At 37.9% G+C, this 22,836-nt stretch carries 20 protein-coding genes and 1 tRNA gene; 14 read left to right on the top strand and 7 right to left on the bottom strand.

The genetic code is table 11. The annotated features are described in order from the left end of the window. Positions 1-7: 7 nt before the first annotated feature. A complete protein-coding gene (locus P0077_RS10075) occupies positions 8-3,025 on the bottom strand; it encodes a SusC/RagA family TonB-linked outer membrane protein (RefSeq protein WP_276169049.1) in 3,018 nt (1,005 codons plus the stop codon). Between the two features lie 158 nt (positions 3,026-3,183). On the opposite strand from P0077_RS10075, the gene P0077_RS10070 reads away from it, so the two are divergent. The 3 genes from P0077_RS10070 (at position 3,184) to P0077_RS10060 (ending at position 6,072) form a co-directional block, all read left to right on the top strand. Then, the gene (locus P0077_RS10070; protein ID WP_276169048.1) at positions 3,184-4,215 is read left to right on the top strand and encodes a GntR family transcriptional regulator; all 1,032 of its coding nucleotides are present in this window, start codon (positions 3,184-3,186) and stop codon (positions 4,213-4,215) included. Positions 4,216-4,244: 29 nt separating this feature from the next. Beyond that, a complete protein-coding gene (locus tag P0077_RS10065; protein WP_276169047.1) occupies positions 4,245-4,937 on the top strand; it encodes an HAD family hydrolase in 693 nt (230 codons plus the stop codon). A 94-nt stretch (positions 4,938-5,031) separates the two neighbouring features. Beyond that, positions 5,032-6,072 carry a lactonase family protein gene (locus P0077_RS10060; RefSeq protein WP_276169046.1) on the top strand — a complete coding sequence of 347 codons (1,041 nt, stop codon included), beginning with the start codon at positions 5,032-5,034 and terminating at the stop codon, positions 6,070-6,072. A gap of 169 nt (positions 6,073-6,241) precedes the next feature. Here the strand turns inward: P0077_RS10060 and P0077_RS10055 are convergent. Then, positions 6,242-6,322 (bottom strand) — tRNA-Leu (locus P0077_RS10055). A 149-nt stretch (positions 6,323-6,471) separates the two neighbouring features. Here P0077_RS10055 and P0077_RS10050 point away from each other — a divergent pair. From P0077_RS10050 to pth, 3 genes are all read left to right on the top strand, one after another. Next, on the top strand, positions 6,472-7,413 hold the full coding sequence (locus P0077_RS10050) for a ribose-phosphate pyrophosphokinase (RefSeq protein ID WP_276169045.1): 942 nt from the start codon (positions 6,472-6,474) through the stop codon (positions 7,411-7,413). A 50-nt stretch (positions 7,414-7,463) separates the two neighbouring features. Then, the gene (locus tag P0077_RS10045) at positions 7,464-8,099 is read left to right on the top strand and encodes a 50S ribosomal protein L25/general stress protein Ctc (RefSeq protein WP_276169044.1); all 636 of its coding nucleotides are present in this window, start codon (positions 7,464-7,466) and stop codon (positions 8,097-8,099) included. A 134-nt stretch (positions 8,100-8,233) separates the two neighbouring features. Beyond that, a complete protein-coding gene (pth, locus tag P0077_RS10040) occupies positions 8,234-8,863 on the top strand; it encodes an aminoacyl-tRNA hydrolase (protein WP_276169043.1) in 630 nt (209 codons plus the stop codon). On the opposite strand, the gene P0077_RS10035 is transcribed toward pth, so the two are convergent. Then, entirely contained in the window at positions 8,850-9,530 is a 681-nt protein-coding gene (locus P0077_RS10035) for a hypothetical protein (protein WP_276169042.1), read from the bottom strand. The two genes, pth and P0077_RS10035, sit on opposite strands and share 14 nt — an antisense overlap. Beyond that, positions 9,527-13,312, bottom strand: coding sequence for a reprolysin-like metallopeptidase (locus P0077_RS10030; protein ID WP_276169041.1), 3,786 nt, complete (start codon positions 13,310-13,312; stop codon positions 9,527-9,529). The genes P0077_RS10035 and P0077_RS10030 overlap by 4 nt, the downstream gene beginning before the upstream one ends. A 52-nt stretch (positions 13,313-13,364) precedes the next feature. On the opposite strand from P0077_RS10030, the gene P0077_RS10025 reads away from it, so the two are divergent. Both P0077_RS10025 and P0077_RS10020 read left to right on the top strand, forming a co-directional pair. Further along, positions 13,365-14,291 carry a bifunctional riboflavin kinase/FAD synthetase gene (locus tag P0077_RS10025; RefSeq protein WP_276169040.1) on the top strand — a complete coding sequence of 309 codons (927 nt, stop codon included), beginning with the start codon at positions 13,365-13,367 and terminating at the stop codon, positions 14,289-14,291. Then, positions 14,292-15,620: an HTTM domain-containing protein gene (locus P0077_RS10020; RefSeq protein WP_276169039.1), complete on the top strand. Its 1,329-nt coding sequence runs from the start codon at positions 14,292-14,294 to the stop codon at positions 15,618-15,620. Here the strand turns inward: P0077_RS10020 and P0077_RS10015 are convergent. Both P0077_RS10015 and P0077_RS10010 read right to left on the bottom strand, forming a co-directional pair. Next, entirely contained in the window at positions 15,617-15,841 is a 225-nt protein-coding gene (locus P0077_RS10015) for a VOC family protein (protein ID WP_349292997.1), read from the bottom strand. The genes P0077_RS10020 and P0077_RS10015 overlap by 4 nt on opposite strands. Next, positions 15,842-15,994: a VOC family protein gene (locus tag P0077_RS10010; protein ID WP_276169037.1), complete on the bottom strand. Its 153-nt coding sequence runs from the start codon at positions 15,992-15,994 to the stop codon at positions 15,842-15,844. 79 nt (positions 15,995-16,073) lie between these two features. Here P0077_RS10010 and serS point away from each other — a divergent pair, with 79 nt between their 5' ends. Beyond that, positions 16,074-17,345 carry a serine--tRNA ligase gene (serS, locus tag P0077_RS10005; protein ID WP_276169036.1) on the top strand — a complete coding sequence of 424 codons (1,272 nt, stop codon included), beginning with the start codon at positions 16,074-16,076 and terminating at the stop codon, positions 17,343-17,345. A 65-nt stretch (positions 17,346-17,410) separates the two neighbouring features. Here the strand turns inward: serS and P0077_RS10000 are convergent, their stop codons facing one another. Further along, positions 17,411-17,722 (bottom strand): hypothetical protein, encoded by a 312-nt coding sequence (locus P0077_RS10000; RefSeq protein WP_276169035.1) that lies wholly within the window; start codon positions 17,720-17,722, stop codon positions 17,411-17,413. Positions 17,723-17,927: 205 nt separating this feature from the next. Between P0077_RS10000 and P0077_RS09995 the strand changes: the two genes are divergently transcribed. The 5 genes from P0077_RS09995 (at position 17,928) to mgtE (ending at position 22,761) form a co-directional block, all read left to right on the top strand. After that, a complete protein-coding gene (locus P0077_RS09995; protein ID WP_276169034.1) occupies positions 17,928-19,712 on the top strand; it encodes a tetratricopeptide repeat protein in 1,785 nt (594 codons plus the stop codon). A gap of 20 nt (positions 19,713-19,732) precedes the next feature. After that, positions 19,733-20,044 carry a DUF4286 family protein gene (locus P0077_RS09990; protein ID WP_276169033.1) on the top strand — a complete coding sequence of 104 codons (312 nt, stop codon included), beginning with the start codon at positions 19,733-19,735 and terminating at the stop codon, positions 20,042-20,044. 20 nt (positions 20,045-20,064) lie between these two features. Then, entirely contained in the window at positions 20,065-20,367 is a 303-nt protein-coding gene (locus tag P0077_RS09985; RefSeq protein ID WP_276169032.1) for a gamma-glutamylcyclotransferase family protein, read from the top strand. 9 nt (positions 20,368-20,376) lie between these two features. Then, the gene (rsmA, locus tag P0077_RS09980; RefSeq protein ID WP_276169031.1) at positions 20,377-21,240 is read left to right on the top strand and encodes a 16S rRNA (adenine(1518)-N(6)/adenine(1519)-N(6))-dimethyltransferase RsmA; all 864 of its coding nucleotides are present in this window, start codon (positions 20,377-20,379) and stop codon (positions 21,238-21,240) included. A 168-nt stretch (positions 21,241-21,408) separates the two neighbouring features. After that, a complete protein-coding gene (mgtE, locus tag P0077_RS09975) occupies positions 21,409-22,761 on the top strand; it encodes a magnesium transporter (protein ID WP_276169030.1) in 1,353 nt (450 codons plus the stop codon). The last annotated feature ends 75 nt before the right edge of the window (positions 22,762-22,836 follow it).

Below are 22,836 nucleotides of genomic sequence, written 5' to 3'. Positions count from 1 at the left end.
TTTTTATTTAAAAATCGAGTTTAACCCCAAACGTAAATGTTTTTGCTACGGGATAGGAATATTGGTCAATACCCTGCCTGAGGGAACTAGCACCTCCAAAACTGTTAATCTCAGGATCTTGCCACGGGTATTTGGTAAATGTCAATAAATTCTGTCCGCTTATATATACTTTACCCTTTTGCAGCAATGGTATACGCAATTTTTCTACTGGAATATTATAGCCCAACTGAATATTTTTTAGTCTTAAATAAGAACCATCAAAAACGTATGAATCTGAAATTTTTGGTGTTGTAGAGGTACTAATTTTTGGATATTGTGAATTGGGATTTTCTGGTGTCCAATGATTATACAGCACATCTTTTAACGTATTCAACCCCATTCCAAAGTCAATAGTCTGAGCAACCATTCCTAAAGCATAAATATCGTTACCCTGAGAGCCCTGAAAAAAGATATCAAAATCAAAATTTTTCCATGATAGATTCGAATTGAAACCATAAATAAAATCAGGATTGGGATTACCTATATATGTTCTATCCTCCGAAGTAATATCTCCGCTCTGATCCAAGTCAACATATTTAAAGTTACCATTCTCATCATAACCATCACTTTGATAGCCATAAAAGACATTCATCGGCTGACCCTCTCTAATCAAGTTAAGATAATCAATAAGTACTGTAATATTTATATTAGGTGCGAGAATGTCTTGATTATCATACAACTCAATTACTTCATTTTTGTTGAAAGAAATATTGGAAGAAACATTCCATTTTACATCTCCATCCAAAAGTTTTGCATCAAGTTGAAATTCCCAACCCTTATTTTGAACTTTACCTATGTTTTGAATGGTATAAGAATACCCTAGAGATCTAGGTAATTGAACTGAGTTAAGTAAATCATTAGTGTTTTTGACATAATAATCCGCAACGAAATTAATTTTTCCATCGAAAAGCGACAGATCCACCCCTACGTCTGTTTGCTGAGTTGTTTCCCACCTTAAAGGTCCTGGGAACCTGTCAGAAGGCTCATAAGTTGTATAACTGTCATCTCCAAAAGTAGCTTTACCCGTAAACAACATGTTAAGGGTTGTATATGGTGAAATAGCAGTGCTTCCTGTCTCCCCATAACCTGCCCTCAATTTCAGATTATTTATAAAGGATATATCTTCCATAAAGTTTTCTTCTGAAATTCGATAAGCTAAAGCAGCCGACGGAAAATAACCCCATTTATTTCCTTCACTATACCTGGAGGATCCATCTGAACGGAAACTGGCAGTTACATAATACTTATCATCATAAGAGTAATTTAATCTACCCAAATAAGATAACAATTGCCATTTAGTATAAGAAGAACCTGGATTACCCACCACATTAGCAGCTCCAATCCCATAGTTCTCTGTTGCATCACTTAAGAAACCTGACCCTGAAATTCCTATACCCGTAGACAAGGATTCTTCATAAGTTACCCCTCCTGTCAACGATATGTTATGAGAGGTTCCTAAGGTCTTATTATAAGTTATAATATTGTTACTGGCTATAGTTCTATTATTAGACGTACTAATTGCGCCATTACCTTGTGAGCCAGGATACTCCAGAGTTCTATAAGAATCCGACCTCCCATCTATGTTAATATAATTACCTGACAAATTTACAATTAAATCGCTATTTAGCTTATACTCAAGACCAAGACCAATTGTAGTGTTTCGAGTTTTTTGAACACTTGAGTTTTCTTGTATATATGCCTCTGGGTTCAATAGGCCATCACTCATAAAAGGATATGAATATCTTAATTCCCGATATTCCCCATTCTCGTCATATGGACTCAAAGTCGGAGGGGCACCCAAAATAGCACTGATAACAGAATTTCCTCTGAATCCAGCAGATGCATACTCATTTTCATTCTTGGTTTCACTGAAATTCATATTATATTTTAAACTTAACTTATCACTTATATCATGATTTATTTTAGCCCTAAGAGTATGCCTATCGAAGTTATTATTGCCAATTACTCCCTCTTGATCAAAATGCCCATAACTTACAGAGAATTGAGTTTTTTCACTGCCACCACTTACAGTGATCGCTTTATTTCGAACTGGCGCGAGATTATAGTATGCATCTTGCCAATCGGTTTCATTTCCCACATTATTTATCTCTTCTTCTGTAAAAAACGCTTGTCCTAAATCATTTACTTGCTGTATGTTTATGAATTCCATATATTCCTTACCATTCAGCAAATCCAATTTATTTCTTACCTTTTGCAACCCATAGCTACTTTCGAAAGACACTTTCGTTTTACCTAACTTACCACTTTTAGTAGTTATAATAATTACACCATTAGCACCCCGCGACCCATATATCGCAGTAGCAGAGGCATCTTTTAGAATTTCCATACTTTCGATATCATTAGGATTAATTGTATTTTGATCCCCAGGAAACCCATCAATAATCCACAGTGGCTCATTGCTGCCGCTTATGGAATTTGTTCCACGAATTCTAATTTGAATTCCAGAGCCAGGAGACCCTGAATTTTGTTGAACTTGAACCCCTGATGCTCTCCCCTGAATCGACCTTGCCAAAGTACCCGTAGGAACCGATTTAATATCCTCACTGTCAATAGAGGCAACCGACCCAGTTAAGTCTTTTTTCTTTATACTTCCATACCCAATTACGACTACTTCATCAAGTCCTGCAGCACTTTGCTCCAATATTACTTTATGAGCAAATTGTCCATTCATTATTACCTCCTTAGTTGTGTAACCGATGTAGGATACTATTAATGTGGAATTAGAGCTTGAAACCTTGATTGTAAAATTACCATCGAAATCAGCGGTCACCCCATTGGTAGTACCCTTTTCAACAATATTTGCCCCAGGCAATGGTGTTCCGTTTTCCTCAGAAACAGTTCCTGAGGCGGTATTTTGGGCAAACACTTGACTGATGAACAAAAAGTTCAGTAGGATAAAGAGAGAGAGACTTCTTTGATTGCCCAGAAGCTTGTTTGGTCCTAAATGAATTTCGGTTGTTTTCATAATTTGTAATTTCGGTTATTTATAACGGTATTGTATAATACAACAATACTGTTGTGTAGTGTGGTGTCAAATATAAAATTAATTATTAACTTAGCAAATAAATAAGAGTATTTTTAAATTACCCTCAATTAAAATCATACAAAATATCAAATACGCATATGCATTCTAAAATTGAAATTGAAATAGAGTCAAAAGAGCCTCTTTACAAACAACTAGTTAAGAGTATTGAATATTTAGTAGATTCAGGGGAGTACCGTAGTGGTGACTATGTTCCATCTTTAAACGATTTATCATCGGAGCTCAACATTTCAAAAGAAACCGTTAAAAAGGCTTATTCCCTATTGCGAAAGAAAAACCTATTAGAATCTGCTCAAGGGAAGGGTTACTATATTTCTGAATCTAAAATCAATAAGTTGAACATTTTATTGATTTTTGATCGCCTGGGAACTTATAAGCAAGCAATGTTCGATTCCTTTTCAGAAAAGCTGGGAAACAACGTAGAAATTAGTATTCGTTTGCATAACCAAGATATATCTACCTTCGAAAGGTTTCTTGATGATGGTCTCGATAATTACGATTACTATGTTATTACTCCTCATTTTCCTTTGATTGAAGAAGTACAAAAAAGAGTTGTTCACTCCTTAGGAAAGATTCCCAATAGAAAGCTTCTACTACTAGATCACCATATCGAAGGGTTATCAGGGAATTTCGGATCGGTATATCAAAACTATGAGCATGATGTGTACCATGGATTACAACAAGGAGTGGAGACGTTGAAAAAATACAAAAAATTAAATGTAATCTCATTGAAGGGAAGCCTATATGCACCTTTCCTTCAAAAAGGTATAGCTAAGTTCTGTTCCGACAATAGTATTGATTATGAAATCCTCTATCAAGCTACTCCTGAAGATATTAAAAAAAATCAGGTTTACCTTATACTCAACGGTCAATTAGACAAAGAGCTAATTGAACTTGCAAAGACAGCAATATCAAAAGATTACAACATTGGTAGCGACATAGGTATAATTTCTTATAACGAATCACCAATAAATGAGATGATATTGAACGGTCTGACTGTACTCTCAACTGATTTTTATCAAATGGGGGAAGTCGCAGCCAATATGATTCTCAACAAATCATTCAAAAAAATTAAATGCGATTTTAGACTGGTAAGAAGGAGTAGTTTCTAAAGGGAAATATTAATTAAACACATTAATATATGCACATTTTTTTTGACCTTGACGACACATTGATAGATAGCGAAAGCGCTCATGAATTTGCCATTAAAGCGCTATTTAAAGAATATTTTAAAGATAGTGTACCAGAAAACATTGCAGAAACCTGGATGAACATCACAAACAAATATTTAGCAATTTATTTTGAAAAGGAAATTGATCTTGAACAGCAAAGAATTTCTAGAATCCAAGAATTTTGGAAATATTTTGGAGAAAATTTAAACGTTTCAACGTCTAAAAAAATTTATTCCAAATACCACAAACACTTCCTTAGTTCTTGTTTAATTTTTGAAGACACTATTAACACTTTAGAAAAATTATCTGATTTAAGTATTGGTCTAATATCTAATGGAACATACCCTGATCAAATATTTAAATTAAGACATAATAATCTTCATAAATATTTAGACCAAATTTTAATATCGGAAAAAGTTGGATTTTCCAAGCCTGATAAAAGAATTTTTCAATATGCCGCAAAACAGGCAAACAAAAAAATTGAAGAATGTATTTATATTGGGAATTCATTTAAGTTAGACTATTTAGGGAGTTTAAATTCTGGAATGAAGGCCATATGGTTAGATAGACGTAATACAGCTACAAGTGACTTCGATGGGAATAAAATTATTAATCTAAATCAATTAATAGACCATCAATTACTACATAGAGATCAATCCTGATGAAAACTCCACAAATAATTTTAAATCTTTATTTAAGCAACAAAATTAGTCTAATTAATACATATTATATCGGAGCAAAATTTGAATTCATGTTATGGGTAAAAAATATCAGTTTTTTATTGGAACTTACACTTATGAAGAGAGTGAAGGGGTATATATGTATTCCATAAATTCTAAAGGATATTTAAGTAAAAAAGGCATCGTTGCCAAGACAGACAATCCTTCGTTCATTACAAAAAGTCATGATGGACAGTACCTCTTATTAGTTAATGAAAATGGCGGAAATAACGTTGGCACTATCGAATCTTATGCTATTCATGATGAAACCCTATCTTTACTTGACAAAAAAACATCCGGAGGTATGTCCCCCTGTTTTATAAATATAAATCAACAAGGCCATGTCCTTACCGCCAATTACGGAAGTGGATCAATTGGTTTTCTACAGTTAAAATCAACCGGCAAACTATCAAACCTCCTTTATGTACAACAACATACCGGAAAAGGTTCAAATATTCGACAGGAAGGGCCTCATGCACATTCTGTATGGTTTGAGGAGGATGAAAACAATATTATTTCTATAGATTTGGGGTCTAACAAGCTTTACTTTTCAAAAATTGATTACGCTAATAAGAAACTTATCTATAGAAAACAACACAAATTAACAATGCCCGCTGGTTCTGGCCCAAGACATTTAGCATGGCATCCTAATAAAAAATGGTTTTATGTTATTAATGAACTATCATCAACAATATCTCTTATAAAAAAAACTGACAATGTAAGCTATGAGATAGATAATTCAATTTCTACATTACCAAAAACTTATAAACTGCCAAATACGAGCGCCGAAATTATAATTTCATCTGACGGTGAATTTATATATGCGTCAAACCGCGGACATAATAGTGTGGTAATTTTCAAAGTAAACCACACAAATGGTAGGCTAACGGCAATTAGACATGAATCTGTACGTGGAGTTGGCCCCCGAAATTTTGTTTTGACTCCAGATGAGAACTTTTTGATTCTAGCTAATCAAAAAACAAATTCACTAGTATCCTTTAAACGCAACAAAACTAATGGTTTATTAAGCTATATCGACCAAATTATGGCACCGACACCCGTTTGTATTCTATTCTAATCTTCATTAAAAGATTTCCAAAATATTTAATTAAATAAGACAAATACAAAGAGAGCGGTATTAATTATTCTGGCGTTAAATATGCTTTTTATTCTAAAATTCTGTTACCATTCTGTTACCCCTAAAACCAAAAAACCCTATTAATCAAATGATTAACAGGGTTTAATCGTACTCGAGGCGGGAATCGAACCCGCACTCCAAAGGAACTGGATTTTGAATCCAGCGCGTCTACCAGTTCCGCCACTCGAGCATTAAAATCGGACTGCAAAAGTATATAATTTTTTTATTTCCAACGTAAAAAATAACAACATTTATTCTTTAGCAACACAAATAAATGTCTAAATTTGCACCTCGCTAATAAAACGACTTGTCAATAAACTAGTTAACAATACGTTACCCATGGCCTACCAAGTTCCCGAACCTAAAATTTTCGCCTGTACACAGAGTGCTGATTTGGCACAAAAAATTGCCAAATATTACGGCGCCGAATTAGGCAACGTGCTCTTCTCTAGATATAGTGACGGAGAGTTTCAACCGTCGTTTGAGGAATCCGTACGTGGAACACGTATTTTTATTATCGGCTCTACCAATCCAAGTTCTGAGCATTTAATGGAAATGTTATTAATGCTAGATGCCGCAAAACGTGCATCCGCAAGACATATAACCGCTGTAATGCCGTATTTTGGATGGGCCAGACAAGATAGAAAAGATAAACCAAGAGTACCTATTGCGGCCAAGCTGATTGCAAAAATGCTTGAAGCAGCTGGTGCAACGCGCATAATTACAATGGACTTGCATGCCGATCAAATTCAAGGCTTTTTTGAAAGACCTGTTGATCATCTGTTTGCTTCCACCATGTTTTTGCCATACCTCAAAAGTTTAAAACTAGACAACCTAACCATTGCTTCTCCTGATATGGGAGGTTCCAAACGAGCCTACGCCTATTCAAAAGCATTGGGCAGCGATGTTGTTATTTGTTACAAACAAAGAGCCAAAGCCAATGTAATATCTCATATGGAGCTAATTGGAGATGTTCAGGGCAAAAATGTAGTTTTAGTAGATGACATGGTAGATACCGCCGGAACACTGACCAAAGCTGCAGATTTAATGATGGAAAGAGGTGCACTGAGCGTTAGGGCCATTACAACACATGCCCTTTTGTCCGGTGATGCGTATGAAAAAATAGAGAAATCACAATTGCTAGAACTGATCGTAACCGATTCTATTCCGGCAAAACAAGACTCGGACAAGGTTAAAGTATTAAGCTGTGCCGAGCTTTTTGCAGATGTAATGCACAGAGTACATCACAATACATCAATTGCATCAAAATTTTTAATGTAGCCCTTTAAAAGGCTACTCCAATTACGAGTATTAATTTTTTAAATCATATAATGAAGTCAATTAAAATTAAAGGATCAGAAAGAGAAAGCGTGGGCAAGAAGGCAACGAAAGCCCTACGTAATGCTGGACAGGTTCCTTGCGTGATATACGGAGGGGAAAAACCACTACACTTTTCGGCAGATGAGTTAGCGTTCAGAGATTTAGTTTACACCCCAGCCGCACATACCGTAAAGGTTGACTTAGGAACTGGTAAGGTAAAAGCGATTATGCAAGACATTCAGTTTCACCCAGTAACTGATAAAATTTTGCACATCGATTTTTATCAACTTTTTGATGACAAAGAGGTTACCATGAACATTCCTGTTCGTTTAGAAGGTAATGCTCCTGGTGTTAAAGCTGGTGGACGTTTACTTTTCAGAAAGAGAAAACTTACTATTAAAGCACTTCCGGACAATTTGCCAGATTATTTTGATATTGATATATCAAAATTAAGAATTGGTGACAACATTACTGTTGAATCTTTGTTGAAAGATGAGTTTACAATCTTACACCCAGAAACTACAGTGGTTGTTCAAGTTAAAACTCAGCGTACGGCAGTAGCTATTGATGACGATGAAGATCTTGAAGGAGAAGAAGGCGAAGCAACTGAAGCAGCAGCAGCTGAAGGCGGAGAAAGCCAAGAATAAATTTCAATTGAAGTTTTATAAAAAGCGCCCTAAATTAGGGCGCTTTTGTATTTTTACAACTTTAAGTTTGCAGCTTATTTAGATTAGAGCATAATCGCACCTAGAAAACGAACATTCTAAAAAAGCCCCGTATTATGTTTCAGTTTATTAAATCAATTTTCAACCAGAACAAGAGTGTTCTAGAAGAAACGGATAGCATGAAGAAGTACCTTATTATAGGCCTTGGAAACATAGGCAGTGAATATTCCGAAACCCGCCACAACATTGGATTTAAAGTTCTTGATGCGCTTGCCAAAACCATGGAATTCTCCTTTGAGACCGTAAAGTTAGGTGATGTAGGTGTTTTTAAAATTAAAGGCCGTAGCGTACTTTGTCTTAAACCGTCTACCTATATGAACCTTAGCGGGAAGGCCTTAAAATACTGGATGGACAAGGAAAAAATACCTTTGGAAAATATCCTTGTAATTACGGACGATATTAATCTAGAGTTTGGAACTTTACGCTTAAAAACAAAGGGAAGCAATGGAGGCCACAATGGCCTAAAGGATATTCAGAACGTGCTACAGACTACTAACTATAACCGACTAAGATTTGGCGTAGGTGCCGACTTTGGGAAAGGAAGGCAGGTTGAATACGTTTTGGGCGAATGGAGCGAAACGGAAAAAAATGCGCTTAGCGAGCGTTATGAAAAGACTACGGAGCTAATTCAGTCTTTTGTTCTTGCAGGTGTTGCCCGTACCATGAATCAATTTAACGGGTCTTAAATTCTGAAATAGCGCTCGTTGAGATATTTCCCTCGGCATCGGTTGTTACTACTTTCCAAAAATAGACCTTGTCCGAAGTCACGCCCACCGTTAACTCACTAACTCCTGCATCTGTTGTTCGCAATAACGTTGTTGGCGGGTTTTCATCAGAAAAATACACGTTATAACTTTCTATATCATCATCCAAATCACTACCTGACCATCTTAATTGGATTTGTCCGTTAACGTCCTTAAAAGCTGTTGAGCCCTGCACCGGAAAAGTCAATTCTGCCGGAAAAGGCACATGACTAATTTGAGACCCCGGATTATAGAACAACCAAGAATCACTACTTGTTGATTTTGCAATTTCCGAATTTTTTGATTCAACTACCCATGAAAACGGTGTGCCTTTCGTTAATGACAATGTTTCTATAGTGTTAGACGTATTTTTGGACTGCACCGTTCCCGTAGTCAGATTGGTAACTTGTAGCACATAACTTTCCGTATAGTCTGAAGCTCCCCAAGTAAACCGAACAATGCTACTATTTTCACCATCACTTTGAACCGGCGTACATTCTGAATTTTTAGCGGGAGCTATCAAATTAACTTTTTCAGGCGCTTTTGGCGAGTCTTTTTTACAAGCTGAAAAGAGCACTACTCCCAATACCATAAAAGCTAGTATCCTCATCGTTTTATTACTTTTACCGTTCCCTCAATGGTTTCACCTGTTACTGTTACTATATAAATTCCGGAGTGAAGTGAAGAAAAATCTAAATCTATTCCACCACTTCTTGGTGTGGCCTGCTGACTCTTAACCAACGCCCCACCCATAGTAAAGATATCTATTTTTACTTTTTCCGTTGATGCTCCTAACAGCATCCTGGTACTATAATCAAAAGGGTTTGGATAAACCATTGGCTCGTTCCCTATAAAAAAGCTATCTTCAAAAACCCCCTGACATGCCAGCCCTGTAGATACACGAAGCAAATTCCCTCCTGATTTAAGATCCAATGTAATTTCCGATTTATCCGTCAGTACAATATCTCCATTTAATTCAATCGTATACAAATCTGCCCCCTCCATAGAAAGCAACAATTGCTTTCCATCTAAAGACACGGCCGAGGAGACACCTAAAGGATCCGGCTGTAAAATTGTTACTTGGGCACAGAATGGCTCATAATCAAATCCGTCACCCGAAGCATTTACACATAACGAGTATACACCCGAGTTTAAGCTTGATAATGAATATGTATTTGTAAATGTATCTGTTACCTCCACTCCATTGCCGGAAATAGTTACGGTGTAATCCAAAGGCATGATAGCACTTATAGAAATGACTCCATCATCATTATTTCTGCACGATTCACTTTGTACCGTAACTTCAAAATTTTCCGTAGCAAAACGATGTACCTCGCAACCGGAAGAATCTACTTCTGCACCTTCGGGCGTATTAAGGCACAGGTCGTCCCCATCATCAAAAACACCATCATTATCTACATCTGGCCTAAATTCTCCTTCAACACAAATATCCAAGGCAAACGTATTTATAACCCCTCCATCCCTAGCTGCATTATCAACAACGGTCAAGGTCCACTCACCCAATACGGATTCCCCTTTAAAAGAACTCAATGATCCTAGTGGCTTTACAGTTCCATTTATTGCCGTTGTAGCCGTTGCTCCACATGTAAAACTACTGGCATCATCATCAAAAGTTGCATCTACATTCTTAAGGTTACCACATGAACTGGAAATTAAAGGAACTACCGTATTGGACGGCGAGGTAAGGGTGACCACCAAATCCTCTAAATACTCATGGTCAATATTCAACCTCACATTAATATCATCCACCTTTAAATCTTCAAAAAAGGCAATTTTAGAAATTACCGTAGTTCGTTCTGATGAGCTAATTTCCTGCGGAAGGTCTCTTGCCGGTTTGTTGGCACAATCCACTTGGATGGTAGTGAAATTACGAACAGTACTGAAGTCTCCTTCACCACATACATTCAAAGGTTTTACTCGCCAATAATATGTTTCTTGATTGTTCAGCTCAGCGGGCACATAGCTGTTGGCTGTGACCGTAACCAACTCAACGAGATTGGCAAACCCGCTATCCGTAGCAATATGAACTTCATACGAAGTATACGATGCATTTTCTTCCCACTTCAACAGCTCTGTTGTTGCCGCATCAATCAAATTATTTGCCGGTGCTGTTAGCCCAACCGTTGGAAAGTCGGTATCATATATTTTTAGGTCCAATGTAATTTCTTTTGAAACACTTGCTGAAACTGCCGAAACCGTTAACGAATAAGACCCTTCCGGCACATTTTCAGTATTTTCAACCACCATATCCACTGCTGTCCCATCTAGCAAAGCCGTTCCTGGCGTAAAGGTAACACCTAGGTTTTCGGGCGCATCGGTCACCTCAAAAGTAACTTCTTCATCAAAACCCAAATAAGTTTCATAAACAAATGGAACCACAAGGTCATCAAAGTGACAGGCTTCATATTCCAAACCTGAAAAATTCATAACAAACTGAGAGGCTTCAATAGTAAAATCTTCTGAGTTCACGGCATAATAAATATTATCCGATGCCTTTACCATAATACGTGCTTCCGTAGTTGGCATACCGGGAACGACCACCTTATGAGCGCCATCGTTAACCACTCCCATTGCTAATGGAACCGTAAAAGTTACCCCACCATCAACCGAAAGACTTATATCTACGTTTTTAGTTGCAACCGGCAATGCATCCGTACCTGCCACATCCCATTCTATTTGCAGCATTTCACCGGCAACATAGGTTTCAGCAGAAGCTTGAGAGGTAACCTGAAAAGGACCTGCACTATTCACTACGGCAATATTCATTAATTCCGAAACCACTTGCCCTCCTCCGGGTGCATTGTCCCTAACGCTAAAAGCAAAGTTCATTTCTCTCTCAACATCGGAAACCGTTTCCCAGGCCGAGCCTCTTGTTGGGAAAGTCTGGGTTAAATTGCCTTTTATCACTTGTGAAAGCATAGGAAAATATCGTACTGGAGCTAAACTTGGCAATCTAGACCTAAAATTTGCTCCACTAGCGTTATTTGGACCAAAAGAGGCCTGAGTAACTACTCCGTTATCTATTTGCTCCCAAGTATAGGTTAATACATCCGTAGCATCTGAATCGGACGCACTGCCCTCTAATACAAAAGCAGTAGATTTTGGAATCACATAATCTTCAAGGCCATCGACCACCGGTGGTGTATTAGAAATACCCATAACCTCACCACAAGTCTTTGTCTTTAAATTATCTATAATCTGTTGAATGCTGATATAATGAAAATAATCATCTCCTCTAGCAGCAACATCATTAACACCCGTAATACCGGCATATCCCATAATAGTAGATCCACTACCTGGTTCTACCTGGACTACAGTGCCCTCAAATTCATGGGACCAAGTATGATTTGCCCCTAGTTGATGGCCCATTTCATGAGCCACAAAATCCAAGTCAAACCTATCTCCCTTAGGAGTTAAGCTCGATGAATAAGCACTACCTTTTCTATTGGTTACACAGATAGCGCCTATAAAACCGGCATTACCATTGTTTTCCCCTTTGTGAAAAACATGCCCTATATCATAATTTGTTTCACCAATTTCACTGGTCATTACGGCCTGGCCTTCATTCCCCAACGTACTTAATGTACCATCATAAGGGTCTGTGTTTACATTGGTATAAATAATTTTATCCGTAGTGGAAACAAGTTCTAAACGAACGGCCAAATCAGTCTCAAAAACCTCGTTTACCCTGGTTAATGTTGCGTTGATTCCTGCTAGAGCATCGGCTACTGTACCACCATGGTATTCTGTATATTCTCCAGTTGCAGAAACCGCCAATCTATATTTTCTAATGACACGGTCATCTAGGGGCTTTGCCGTAAGACTCGCACCAAAAGCCAATACTTTTTCTTGAGTGCTGCATACAAAATCACTTTCATCTTCTGCTTTAGCACTTCTTGAGTACACCATATATTTATCATCCTCCACTTTTTCAATGAAACTGCTTTCACTGGTCTTAGCGGAGACGATCATAGCTTGTACATCTTTCTGGGAAATACTAAATCTTATGCGGTCTTCACGATTATCTACCGCTCTACCGGAAAATGACTTGATTTCTGGATATTTTTTTGAAAGTTCCTCTGAAAGAACTGGAGTTTCGCGGACACTATAAGCCACCATATTTCCACTTGAATTGGGAAAATAGACGATTCTAGAATTGCTTTTAGAGGTTGTAGAATTTTTTAATTCTTGTTTGAAAAGTTTTTCCTTCAAGGCAAAAACTTTTCCATCATCTACCCTCAAACCTTGTGAAACCTTCTTGTAGGAAGATTTTTTCATTGACGAACTTTCCCAGTATTCACTCTGTGCCGAAGCGGAAAAGGAAAGAAATGCTATGGTAATTGAAAAAACAAGACGTAATTTTGTAACCATCAAGGGGGTTTAGAACAGAATCAAATATAAGTCTTTTTATTATTTTTAACAGGTGGTAACAGTCCAAAGCATTTCCAAAAACGATAAACGGCATCCGACTGCCATTACCATAGGCACTTTTGACGGAGTCCATATAGGTCATAGAAAAATTCTTGAACGCCTGATCAATAACGCTGCCTCTCTGGATCTTAAATCTACAGTATTGACCTTTTTTCCGCATCCACGTATGGTTTTACAAAAAGATGCGAACATAAAATTGCTAAATACAATTGAAGAAAAGACAAAAATACTAGAAGCTCTAGGTCTCGACCAATTAATCATTCACCCTTTTACGCAAGAATTTTCTAGACTTTCTGCCACAGAATTTGTCAGGGACAATTTGGTAAATCAATTAAACACAAAACAAATAATCATTGGTTACGACCATCGTTTTGGCAGAAACCGAAATGCAAATATTACAGACTTAAGAGCCTTTGGCAGTACTTTTAACTTTGAAGTTGAAGAAATATCCGCTCAAGAAATAGACGAAGTATCCGTCAGTTCTACCAAAATAAGAAAAGCCCTTCAAGAAGGAGATATTACAACTGCTAATGCATATTTGGGATATAACTACATGCTTACAGGCACCATAGAAAAAGGGAAAGGTCTAGGCAGACAAATTGGTTTCCCTACGGCCAACCTACATATTGCCGAGTCCTACAAACTCATACCCAAAAACGGTGTGTATGTTGTAAAAAGTAAAATTTCGGAACAAACGGTCTACGGCATGATGAACATTGGCTACAACCCAACGGTTGCCGGAAAGAAAAAGACAATTGAAATCAATTTTTTTGATTTTGACCAAGATCTCTATGGCCAAGAACTACAGATAGATATTTTGCACCGTATACGGGACGAGCACAAATTTGAATCCGTAGAAGCATTGAAAAAACAGATTGAAAAAGATAAGCAAACCTCTCTTGCATTAATCTCTAAATAAATGTTGAATCGTTTTCTCTTTTCGAAAATCGATAATTCACAACTAATTATTTTCCGTATTTTCTTCGGAATATTGATTTCACTGGAATGTTATGGCGCCATTTTAACCGGTTGGATCAGAAGAACTTTAATTGAACCTAAATTCACTTTCAACTTTATCGGTTTTGATTGGCTGCAGCCCTTACCGGGTTTCGGAATGTATTATTACTTTTTCGCCATGGGTACACTTGGCGTACTAATCTCCTTGGGGTACAAATACCGTTTTGCCATCATTTCGTTCACCGTAATGTGGACATGTGTCTACCTGATGCAAAAAACATCGTACAACAATCACTATTACCTTTTAGTACTAATCTCGTTGATCATGTGCTTTTTACCGGCACACCGAAGTTATTCCATAGATGCAAAGAGAAACCCCCATTTGCAAAGTAATAGTATGTTAACGTATGTGAGGTGGGCTATAATTTTTCAATTGATTATCGTCTATACTTATGCCTCTATAGCAAAACTTTACGGAGATTGGTTAGATTTTGGCATTGTCCGCGTTCTTATGCTCAATAAGGCAAGTTACCCCATAATTGGAAATCTTTTACAAGAACCCCTCCTTCATAAAATTATAGGAATTTCCGGTATTTTATTCGACTTACTCATAGTACCGGCCCTCCTTTGGAAACCCACTCGAAAAATTGCTTTTTTCGCATCCATATTTTTTCATCTGTTCAATTCTATTGTTTTTCAAATTGGCATATTCCCTTATTTGGCATTAGCCTTTACAGTGTTCTTTTTTGAACCTGAAACGATTCGAAAAATATTCTTCAAAAAGAAAAAACCGTACCTGCTACAGAAGCTGGAAGTCCCTAAGTATAAAAACATCCTTTTTATACTTGGCGGTCTGTATTTCTTGGTACAGCTAGCATTACCCGTAAGACATCATTTTATAAAAGATGATGTGTTATGGACGGAAGAAGGCCATAGATTAAGTTGGCGCATGATGCTCAGAAGTCGTTCCGGATCCTTAAAGTTTAAAGTAATAAATAAGGAAACCGGTGAAAAAACTACAATAAAAAATGAAGATTACCTTACCAAAAAGCAACTGCGTAGAATTGGCGGCTACCCAGACTTTATTTGGCAATTTGCGCAAAGATTAAAAAAAGAATACGCAGCAAAAGGAGAGCAAATAGAGGTATACGCCGTGAACTCCAGAGTTAGTATTAACGGTAAACCTTACCGCCCGTTTATAGACCCTAAAGTAGATTTAGCCCATGTTAAATGGAATTACTTTTGGCATAACGAATGGATCTACCCCTCACCCGAATCAGAAAAGCATTAAAACTTATTGGCCCGTTGACAAAGTTGTAAAGGCATTCCCCATGGGTCACGCAACATAACCAAATGTACCCCTTCACGTTTTACTTCTTCTACCAAAGATGCCCCTTCACGTATTAGCCTTTCTTTATCAAGTTTAGCATCATCAGAAACGAATGCCATATGGAATGTTGCCGGTTGCCGTTCTTTAAAATTGCTAAAAGGTTCGTTCTCTTTTTGATACAATTATAATATCACCCTATCTGTGGAGTCGGCCAAGAACGTCATAAAAGGCGGATTCTCTTTAGCAACTACCACCTTAAGACCCAGATGGGCTACAAACCAGTCCACTCTTTTCTTAATATCCGTAACGTTCAACGCTAAATGTTCAAAAACCATAAAATAATAAGATTATAACGGCTGTAAATGTATTCGTTTTTAATCATTAGTTTAAATTTGCAGACTAAATTTAAGAGCAATGTTACAGCTACACGTAGTTCGAGACAAAAAAGACGACATCATAAATGCATTAAAAAAGCGAAATATAGATGCCGCACCTTTGATTGATGATGTATTACAATTGGATGAGAAAAGACGTTCAACACAAACGGCTTTGGACACTACCCTAGCGGAAAGCAACAAACTTTCCAAAGAAATAGGTATGCTCTTTAAAAGTGGTAAAGCCCAAGAAGCCAACGTGCTTAAAGAAAAAACGGGCACCCTAAAGGAAGACTCAAAAAAACTAAGCGATGAACTGAACACGATTGCCGAAGAGCTTCAAAAAGCACTTTACAAAATACCGAATGTACCTCATGACTCTGTTCCTGCAGGAAATACGGATGAAGATAACGAAGAGATATTCAAAGAAGGTGAGGTCCCTACTTTAATCGCAGATGCACTCCCCCACTGGGAATTGGCTAAAAAGTACGATATCATCAACTTTGAGCTGGGTGTAAAAGTCACCGGTGCTGGTTTCCCGGTCTACAAAGGAAAAGGTGCTCGATTACAACGTGCTTTAATTTCTTATTTTCTTGATAAGAATGCAGAAGCGGGTTATACGGAAATACAAGTGCCGCACTTGGTGAATGAAGCCTCCGGTCTTGGCACAGGGCAATTACCGGATAAAGAAGGGCAGATGTACCACGTAGGAGAAGATGATTTATATCTTATTCCAACAGCGGAAGTTCCTGTTACCAATCTTTTTCGTGATGAAATAGTAGCAGAAAGTGACTTCCCTATTTGTTATACCGCCTACACACCTTGTTTTAGAAGGGAAGCGGGTAGCTATGGCGCTCACGTTCGTGGCCTGAACCGTTTACACCAATTTGATAAAGTTGAAATTGTACGTGTGGAAAACCCTGCCAATTCGTTTAAGGCTTTAGATGGTATGGTAGAACATGTAAAAAACATCCTTAGAGAGCTTAAGTTGCCATATCGTATTCTTAGACTTTGTGGTGGTGACCTAGGTTTTACCTCTGCACTTACTTTTGATTTTGAGGTATTCTCTACCGCACAAGACCGTTGGTTGGAAATTAGTTCGGTTTCTAATTTTGAAACCTACCAAGCCAACCGATTGAAGTTACGGTATAAAGACGAAAACGGTAAAAGTCAGTTGGCACACACCTTAAACGGAAGTTCGTTAGCATTGCCAAGAGTATTAGCCGGGATTTTAGAAAACTACCAAACCGCAGACGGAATTGAAATTCCAGAAGTATTGGTTCCCTATTGTGGATTTAGTCGCATAGATTAAATGAGATGATAATAAATTAAAATCGGCCAGGATCAATACGTCTGGCCGATTTTGTTTTACACAATTTACATCTCTCCTTCCCCAACCTCTTCACCAGAGGCGTAGACAACATAGCTTTTCTTAGTGGTATTGAATGTTACTCGTATTGGTTTTTCATTTCTAACCAAATCCAAATAATCACTATACCTATCTATTGGTTGGTAACCCACTCCCGTTTTTATGCCTTCGTTATATGTATTTTCAGATAGATTTCCATCAACAAAAATTAGATAGATCCTATACCCATCTGCACAATACAGATTAATTCTACCTGAGTTAGTTCCGTTCGGATAAAGAAACGCTGCATAGCGGTCACAATTTTTTACAAACACTGCCATTTTTCTATTTTTTAAATTTAAATTCATTAATGTTCTGATTATAAATATATTACACATAAAAACAGGTGCTAAGCCACATTGTATGAATGGCTTTTATTCTTGTGTAAAATGAAGTAAACCGGACTTGCAATCTATTTATGTCCAAATTATAGTCCCCTTAACAGATTCTTTTCCGGGGCTAACGTAAATTTGTTAAATTTCATGTATGAAGGCTCTATATAGCATCGCCATTCTTCTTATTACGTTTTCCACTGTGGCCCAAGAAGACTTCTTGGCAAAGCAGTACTTTAACGATGGGGATTTTGACAAGGCTGTAGTGTACTATGAAAAATTGGTGGATAAAAACCCACGTAGAACCGACTACACCGAAGCACTTATTGCAACCTACCAGCAATTGGAACGCTATACGGACGCAGAGAACTTGTTATCCGAAAAAATTAAGGATGCCAATGTCTTTCCCACTTTATTAATTGAAATGGGGTATAACTACAGATTGCAAAACCTACCGGAAAAAGCAAAAGAATACTATCAAAAAGCAATTTCACAAATTGACAAAAATCCGAATTACGGGTATGGCATTGGTTATCGCTTTCAAAAATATGCACTTCTAGACGAAGCCCTCGCTGCCTATTCCAAAGCTATGAAGCTAAATCCCCAATTGGATTATAATTACCAGATGGCCCGCATTTATGGTGAACAGGGGAATATTAAAAAAATGTATGTTTCGTACCTCAACCTTATTAGTGAGGGCAAGACATCAAAATCTAACGTACTTAGGAATATAGATGATTTCATTACGGCAGATGCCGAAAATGAAAACAATATCACTTTCAAAAAAATACTCCTACAAAACGCCCAGAAGAATCCAGATATACTCTGGAACGAGCTTCTTAGTTGGTTATTTGTACAGCAAAAGCAATACAACAGCGCTTTTAGACAGGAAAAAGCCATTTATAAACGAATGGAAGGTGCAAACATGCATCGCCTTAATACCCTTGGTAATTTAGCGTTGGAAGAAAGTGAAACCGAAACCGCTCAAGAAATATTTCAATTTATAGCAGATAATAGTGGTGACGCCGTCACTAAGCTAAACGCTCAATTAAACCTTATTGATATTCAGCTTTTAGACCCTTCTGAAAAAGAGTTGCAAACCGTCCAAAGACAATTTGATGAACTAATCAACATACACGGCTACAAGTCTCAAACCCTGCAATTGCAAGTAGCATATGCAAACTTTCTGACCTTTAAAAAAGAAACTCCGGAAATGGCCGTCCAGATTCTAAAGCAAAGTTTAGAGCTTCCGCTAAACGCACGAGGAAAGGCTTTTGTAAAATTAGCCTTGGGTGATATTTTGGTCTATGACAAAAAATTTAATGAAGCGCTCATCTATTTTTCGCAAATACAACAAAACCTAAAAAATGATGTACTTGGGCAAAATGCAAGGTTTAAGGTGGCCCAGACCAGTTTCTACAAAGGTGATTTTGACTGGGCACTTACCCAACTTAAAGTACTAAGAAGCTCAACATCCCAGCTCATTGCCAATGATGCCATGCAATTAAGTTTATTAATCTCTGATAATTCCTTGGAAGATTCTACACAAACCGCTTTAAAGAAATATGCCCGAGCAGACCTTCTAGCCTATCAAAACAAAACAAAAGAAGCCATTGCTGAGCTTGATGGTATTCTTGAAAACCATAAAGGCGAAAAAATAGAGGACGAGGCCCTTCTTAAACAAGGAAAACTTCTAGAAAGCATCAAGTCCTATGAAGCCGCCGAATACAATTACCAAAAAATAACGGAGTTCTATGCCAATGGTATTTTGGCAGACGATGCGCATTTTGCGCTAGCAGAGCTCTATAGAAACACCTTGAATCAGCCTGAAAAAGCGAAGTCGTATTACGAGAAAATCATTTATAACTACCAGGACAGTTATTATTTTCCACAAGCGCGAAAGAATTTCAGAATACTAAGAGGAGATGCCGTGAATTAAATCCATTAAAAACCAACAACATGTATATATACAACGTAACAACCAACATAGAGGAATCCGTTCATGATGAATGGCTGGTTTGGATGCGCGAAGTCCATATTCCGGACGTGCTTGCAACCGGAAAATTCCTGAATGCCAAAATGAGTAAAATTATGGTGGAGGAAGATATGGGCGGCATAAGTTATTCCGTACAATTTACCACTTTAAGTAAAGAAGAGCTACTTCGCTATTACTCTGAAGACGCACCCAGATTACGGGAGGATGCCCACAAACGGTTTCCAAACAAATTTGTGTCCTTTAGAACTGAAATGGAGATTGTAAGTGAGCACTAATTACGAATAGACAATCTGGCATGCATTACCTATTTACCTACGGCACCCTTCAGGATCGTTCTATACAACTACAAGTGTTTGAGCGCTTATTGAATGGTTTCACAGATGGTTTGATGGGGTTTCGCATATCAGAAGAAAAAATATTTGGCAGATACCCCGTTATAGAACCTACCGAGAATAAGAATCAACAGGTTAACGGCACGGTTTATGAGCTGATTGATGAAGAGCTGGCGAAAGCCGACCAGTACGAGGGTTCTGCATATAAAAAAATTAAAGTCGATTTAATCTCTGGCGTTAGTGCCTGGGTTTATGTAAAGGCTTAAAAGAAGCATATGGGTAAGAAAAAAAAGAAGTATTATAAGAGTCAGCATACAGAACCTTGGAAAGAAGATAGTCCCGTAAAGGCAAAAAAACATCTTGGCCAACATTTTTTAAAGGATGAGGAAATCGCCCAAAAAATTGCGGACACCCTTTCTCTGGATGGTTATAGAAATGTAATAGAAATAGGCCCAGGTACCGGCGTACTCACTAAGTACTTGCTTTTACAAGATGTAAATTTAGTGGCGATGGACCTTGATGCGGATTCTATTGTTTACCTCAATCATAGTTTTCCGTTAGAACATCCAAAAGCGATGTCCGGCAAAAGCGCTTTGCAAGTAGTTGAAGCCGATTTTTTAAAATATGACCTGAATAGTCTATTTCAGGGTGAGCAATTTGCCATAACGGGTAACTTCCCCTACAACATATCAACTCAGATTGTTTTCAAAATGCTGGAAATGAAAGAGCTAGTACCCGAGTTTTCAGGCATGTTTCAAAAGGAGGTAGCCAAACGTATCTGCGAAGGAGAAGGCAATAAAACCTACGGCATCCTATCTGTTTTAGTACAGGCGTATTATGATGCGGAATACTTATTTACGGTATCTCCCCAAGTATTTGACCCTCCACCAAAAGTACAATCTGGTGTACTTCGTTTGGTCCGCAAAAAGAATTTCACCCTAGATTGCGATGAAAAATTGTTCTTTAGAGTTGTAAAGGCAGCCTTTAATCAACGCCGAAAAACTATTCGCAATAGCCTAAAGACTTTTGACCTTTCACCTGAGCTAAGGGGTGAAACTATTTTTGATCAACGACCCGAACAATTAAGCGTTGCTGATTTTATTGAATTGACAAAAAAAGTAGCTTCTGATCTGGAGTAATACTTTTTATTAGGTAAGGCGAATCTAGAATTAAAGGCTTTCTCTTTTTTTATTACTGCTCTTCATGGATAAAGCGTGCTAAGAAATCGTAAAGAGCACAACGCTTTAGCGCTTTTTATTTAGCTTTGCCGCAGTTTCTACATAATCCAATTTGTATGATAGCATAAAATGACGCCGTTTAAACTCACAGATGAACTCTTAGCTGAAATTGAACAGCTTATTGAATCCCAAAGGGATACCGAGCTGGTAACCCTAATGGACGATATTCATTATGCGGATATAGCTGAAATCATCAACGAGCTTAACGAAGACGAGGCTACATACCTGATAAAACTTCTTGAGAGTGACAAGACTTCCGATGTCCTTACGGAACTAGACGAAGACGTCCGTGAAGCTATTCTTAACAACTTATCGGCAAAAGAAATTGCCGATGAGCTTGGGGAGTTAGATACGGATGATGCCGCAGATATTATTGGAGAGTTGCCCAATGATATGGTTCAGGAGGTAATCTCAGAAATTGAAGACCGTGAGCATGCCAAAGACATTGTAGACCTCTTAAGATATGACGAAGATTCTGCCGGGGGTCTTATGGCGAAAGAATTGGTAAAAGTCCGCGAAAACTGGGATGTTCTGAAGTGTGTAAAAGAAATGCGCGCCCAAGCGGAGAATGTTACTAGAGTACACTCCATTTATGTAGTGGACGATGATGACAAGTTAAAAGGTCGGCTTTCACTCAAAGATTTATTGACCACCTCTACCCGCACACACATTAGCGAAATCTATATTCCAAAGGTTGACTCCGTAAACGTAAATGAAAAGCCCGAGGAAGTGGCCAAAATCATGTCTAAATATGATTTAGAAGCTATTCCTGTGGTTGATGAAATTGGACGCTTGGTAGGCCGTATTACTATTGACGATATTGTAGATGTTATTCGAGAAGAGGCGGACAAGGATTACCAAATGGCGGCAGGTATCTCTCAAGATGTAGAGGCGGATGATAGTATTTGGGATTTAACTCGAGCTCGCCTACCATGGTTATTTCTAGGTTTGATTGGTGGGGTTGGCGCCGCTGCCATTATGGGCGGCTTTGAAGAAATGATCAGCAAACATGCCGTTTTATTTTTCTTCACCCCACTTATTGCAGCTATGGCTGGTAACGTAGGCGTACAATCTAGTGCCATTATTGTACAAGGTTTGGCCAATGACGACTTAAAAGGTAGCGTAGGCAGTCGCCTCGTTAAAGAAATGCTTTTAGCACTGTTGAACGGGTTTGCACTAGCCTCTATTCTTTTAATTTTTACATGGTTCTGGAAAGGGGAGTTTCTCACTTCATTAGCCATTTGCCTTTCCCTGATAGCCGTAATACTCGTAGCGGGTTTCATTGGTACCTTCACTCCCTTATTTTTGCACAAGAGGGGTATTGACCCGGCCATAGCCACAGGGCCGTTCATTACCACAAGTAATGATATTTTTGGCATTCTTATTTACTTCTCTATTGCTAAAATGGTATTGGGCATTTAGCGCAAACATCTATTTTACTACCTTTGTAGGCTGTTCAGTTATCGATGACCCTGATTATATCAGTTCATCCAAACC

The sequence above is a fragment of the Zobellia alginiliquefaciens genome, from assembly GCF_029323795.1.
GTDB classification, from domain to species: domain Bacteria; phylum Bacteroidota; class Bacteroidia; order Flavobacteriales; family Flavobacteriaceae; genus Zobellia; species Zobellia alginiliquefaciens.
Note: the sequence above shows the minus strand (reverse complement) of the source record. Positions and strands in the feature narration are given on the sequence as shown.

Excerpts from the sequence above, each read along its gene's own strand:
- P0077_RS10075 (WP_276169049.1), bottom strand. The coding sequence starts at position 3,025 with ATGAAAACAACCGAAATTCATTTAGGACCAAACAAGCTTCTGGGCAAT.
- P0077_RS10070 (WP_276169048.1), top strand. The coding sequence starts at position 3,184 with ATGCATTCTAAAATTGAAATTGAAATAGAGTCAAAAGAGCCTCTTTAC.
- P0077_RS10065 (WP_276169047.1), top strand. The coding sequence starts at position 4,245 with ATGCACATTTTTTTTGACCTTGACGACACATTGATAGATAGCGAAAGC.
- P0077_RS10060 (WP_276169046.1), top strand. The coding sequence starts at position 5,032 with ATGGGTAAAAAATATCAGTTTTTTATTGGAACTTACACTTATGAAGAG.
- P0077_RS10050 (WP_276169045.1), top strand. The coding sequence starts at position 6,472 with ATGGCCTACCAAGTTCCCGAACCTAAAATTTTCGCCTGTACACAGAGT.
- P0077_RS10045 (WP_276169044.1), top strand. The coding sequence starts at position 7,464 with ATGAAGTCAATTAAAATTAAAGGATCAGAAAGAGAAAGCGTGGGCAAG.
- pth (WP_276169043.1), top strand. The coding sequence starts at position 8,234 with ATGTTTCAGTTTATTAAATCAATTTTCAACCAGAACAAGAGTGTTCTA.
- P0077_RS10035 (WP_276169042.1), bottom strand. The coding sequence starts at position 9,530 with ATGAGGATACTAGCTTTTATGGTATTGGGAGTAGTGCTCTTTTCAGCT.
- P0077_RS10030 (WP_276169041.1), bottom strand. The coding sequence starts at position 13,312 with ATGGTTACAAAATTACGTCTTGTTTTTTCAATTACCATAGCATTTCTT.
- P0077_RS10020 (WP_276169039.1), top strand. The coding sequence starts at position 14,292 with ATGTTGAATCGTTTTCTCTTTTCGAAAATCGATAATTCACAACTAATT.
- P0077_RS10010 (WP_276169037.1), bottom strand. The coding sequence starts at position 15,994 with ATGGTTTTTGAACATTTAGCGTTGAACGTTACGGATATTAAGAAAAGA.
- serS (WP_276169036.1), top strand. The coding sequence starts at position 16,074 with ATGTTACAGCTACACGTAGTTCGAGACAAAAAAGACGACATCATAAAT.
- P0077_RS10000 (WP_276169035.1), bottom strand. The coding sequence starts at position 17,722 with ATGGCAGTGTTTGTAAAAAATTGTGACCGCTATGCAGCGTTTCTTTAT.
- P0077_RS09995 (WP_276169034.1), top strand. The coding sequence starts at position 17,928 with ATGAAGGCTCTATATAGCATCGCCATTCTTCTTATTACGTTTTCCACT.
- P0077_RS09990 (WP_276169033.1), top strand. The coding sequence starts at position 19,733 with ATGTATATATACAACGTAACAACCAACATAGAGGAATCCGTTCATGAT.
- P0077_RS09985 (WP_276169032.1), top strand. The coding sequence starts at position 20,065 with ATGCATTACCTATTTACCTACGGCACCCTTCAGGATCGTTCTATACAA.
- rsmA (WP_276169031.1), top strand. The coding sequence starts at position 20,377 with ATGGGTAAGAAAAAAAAGAAGTATTATAAGAGTCAGCATACAGAACCT.
- mgtE (WP_276169030.1), top strand. The coding sequence starts at position 21,409 with ATGACGCCGTTTAAACTCACAGATGAACTCTTAGCTGAAATTGAACAG.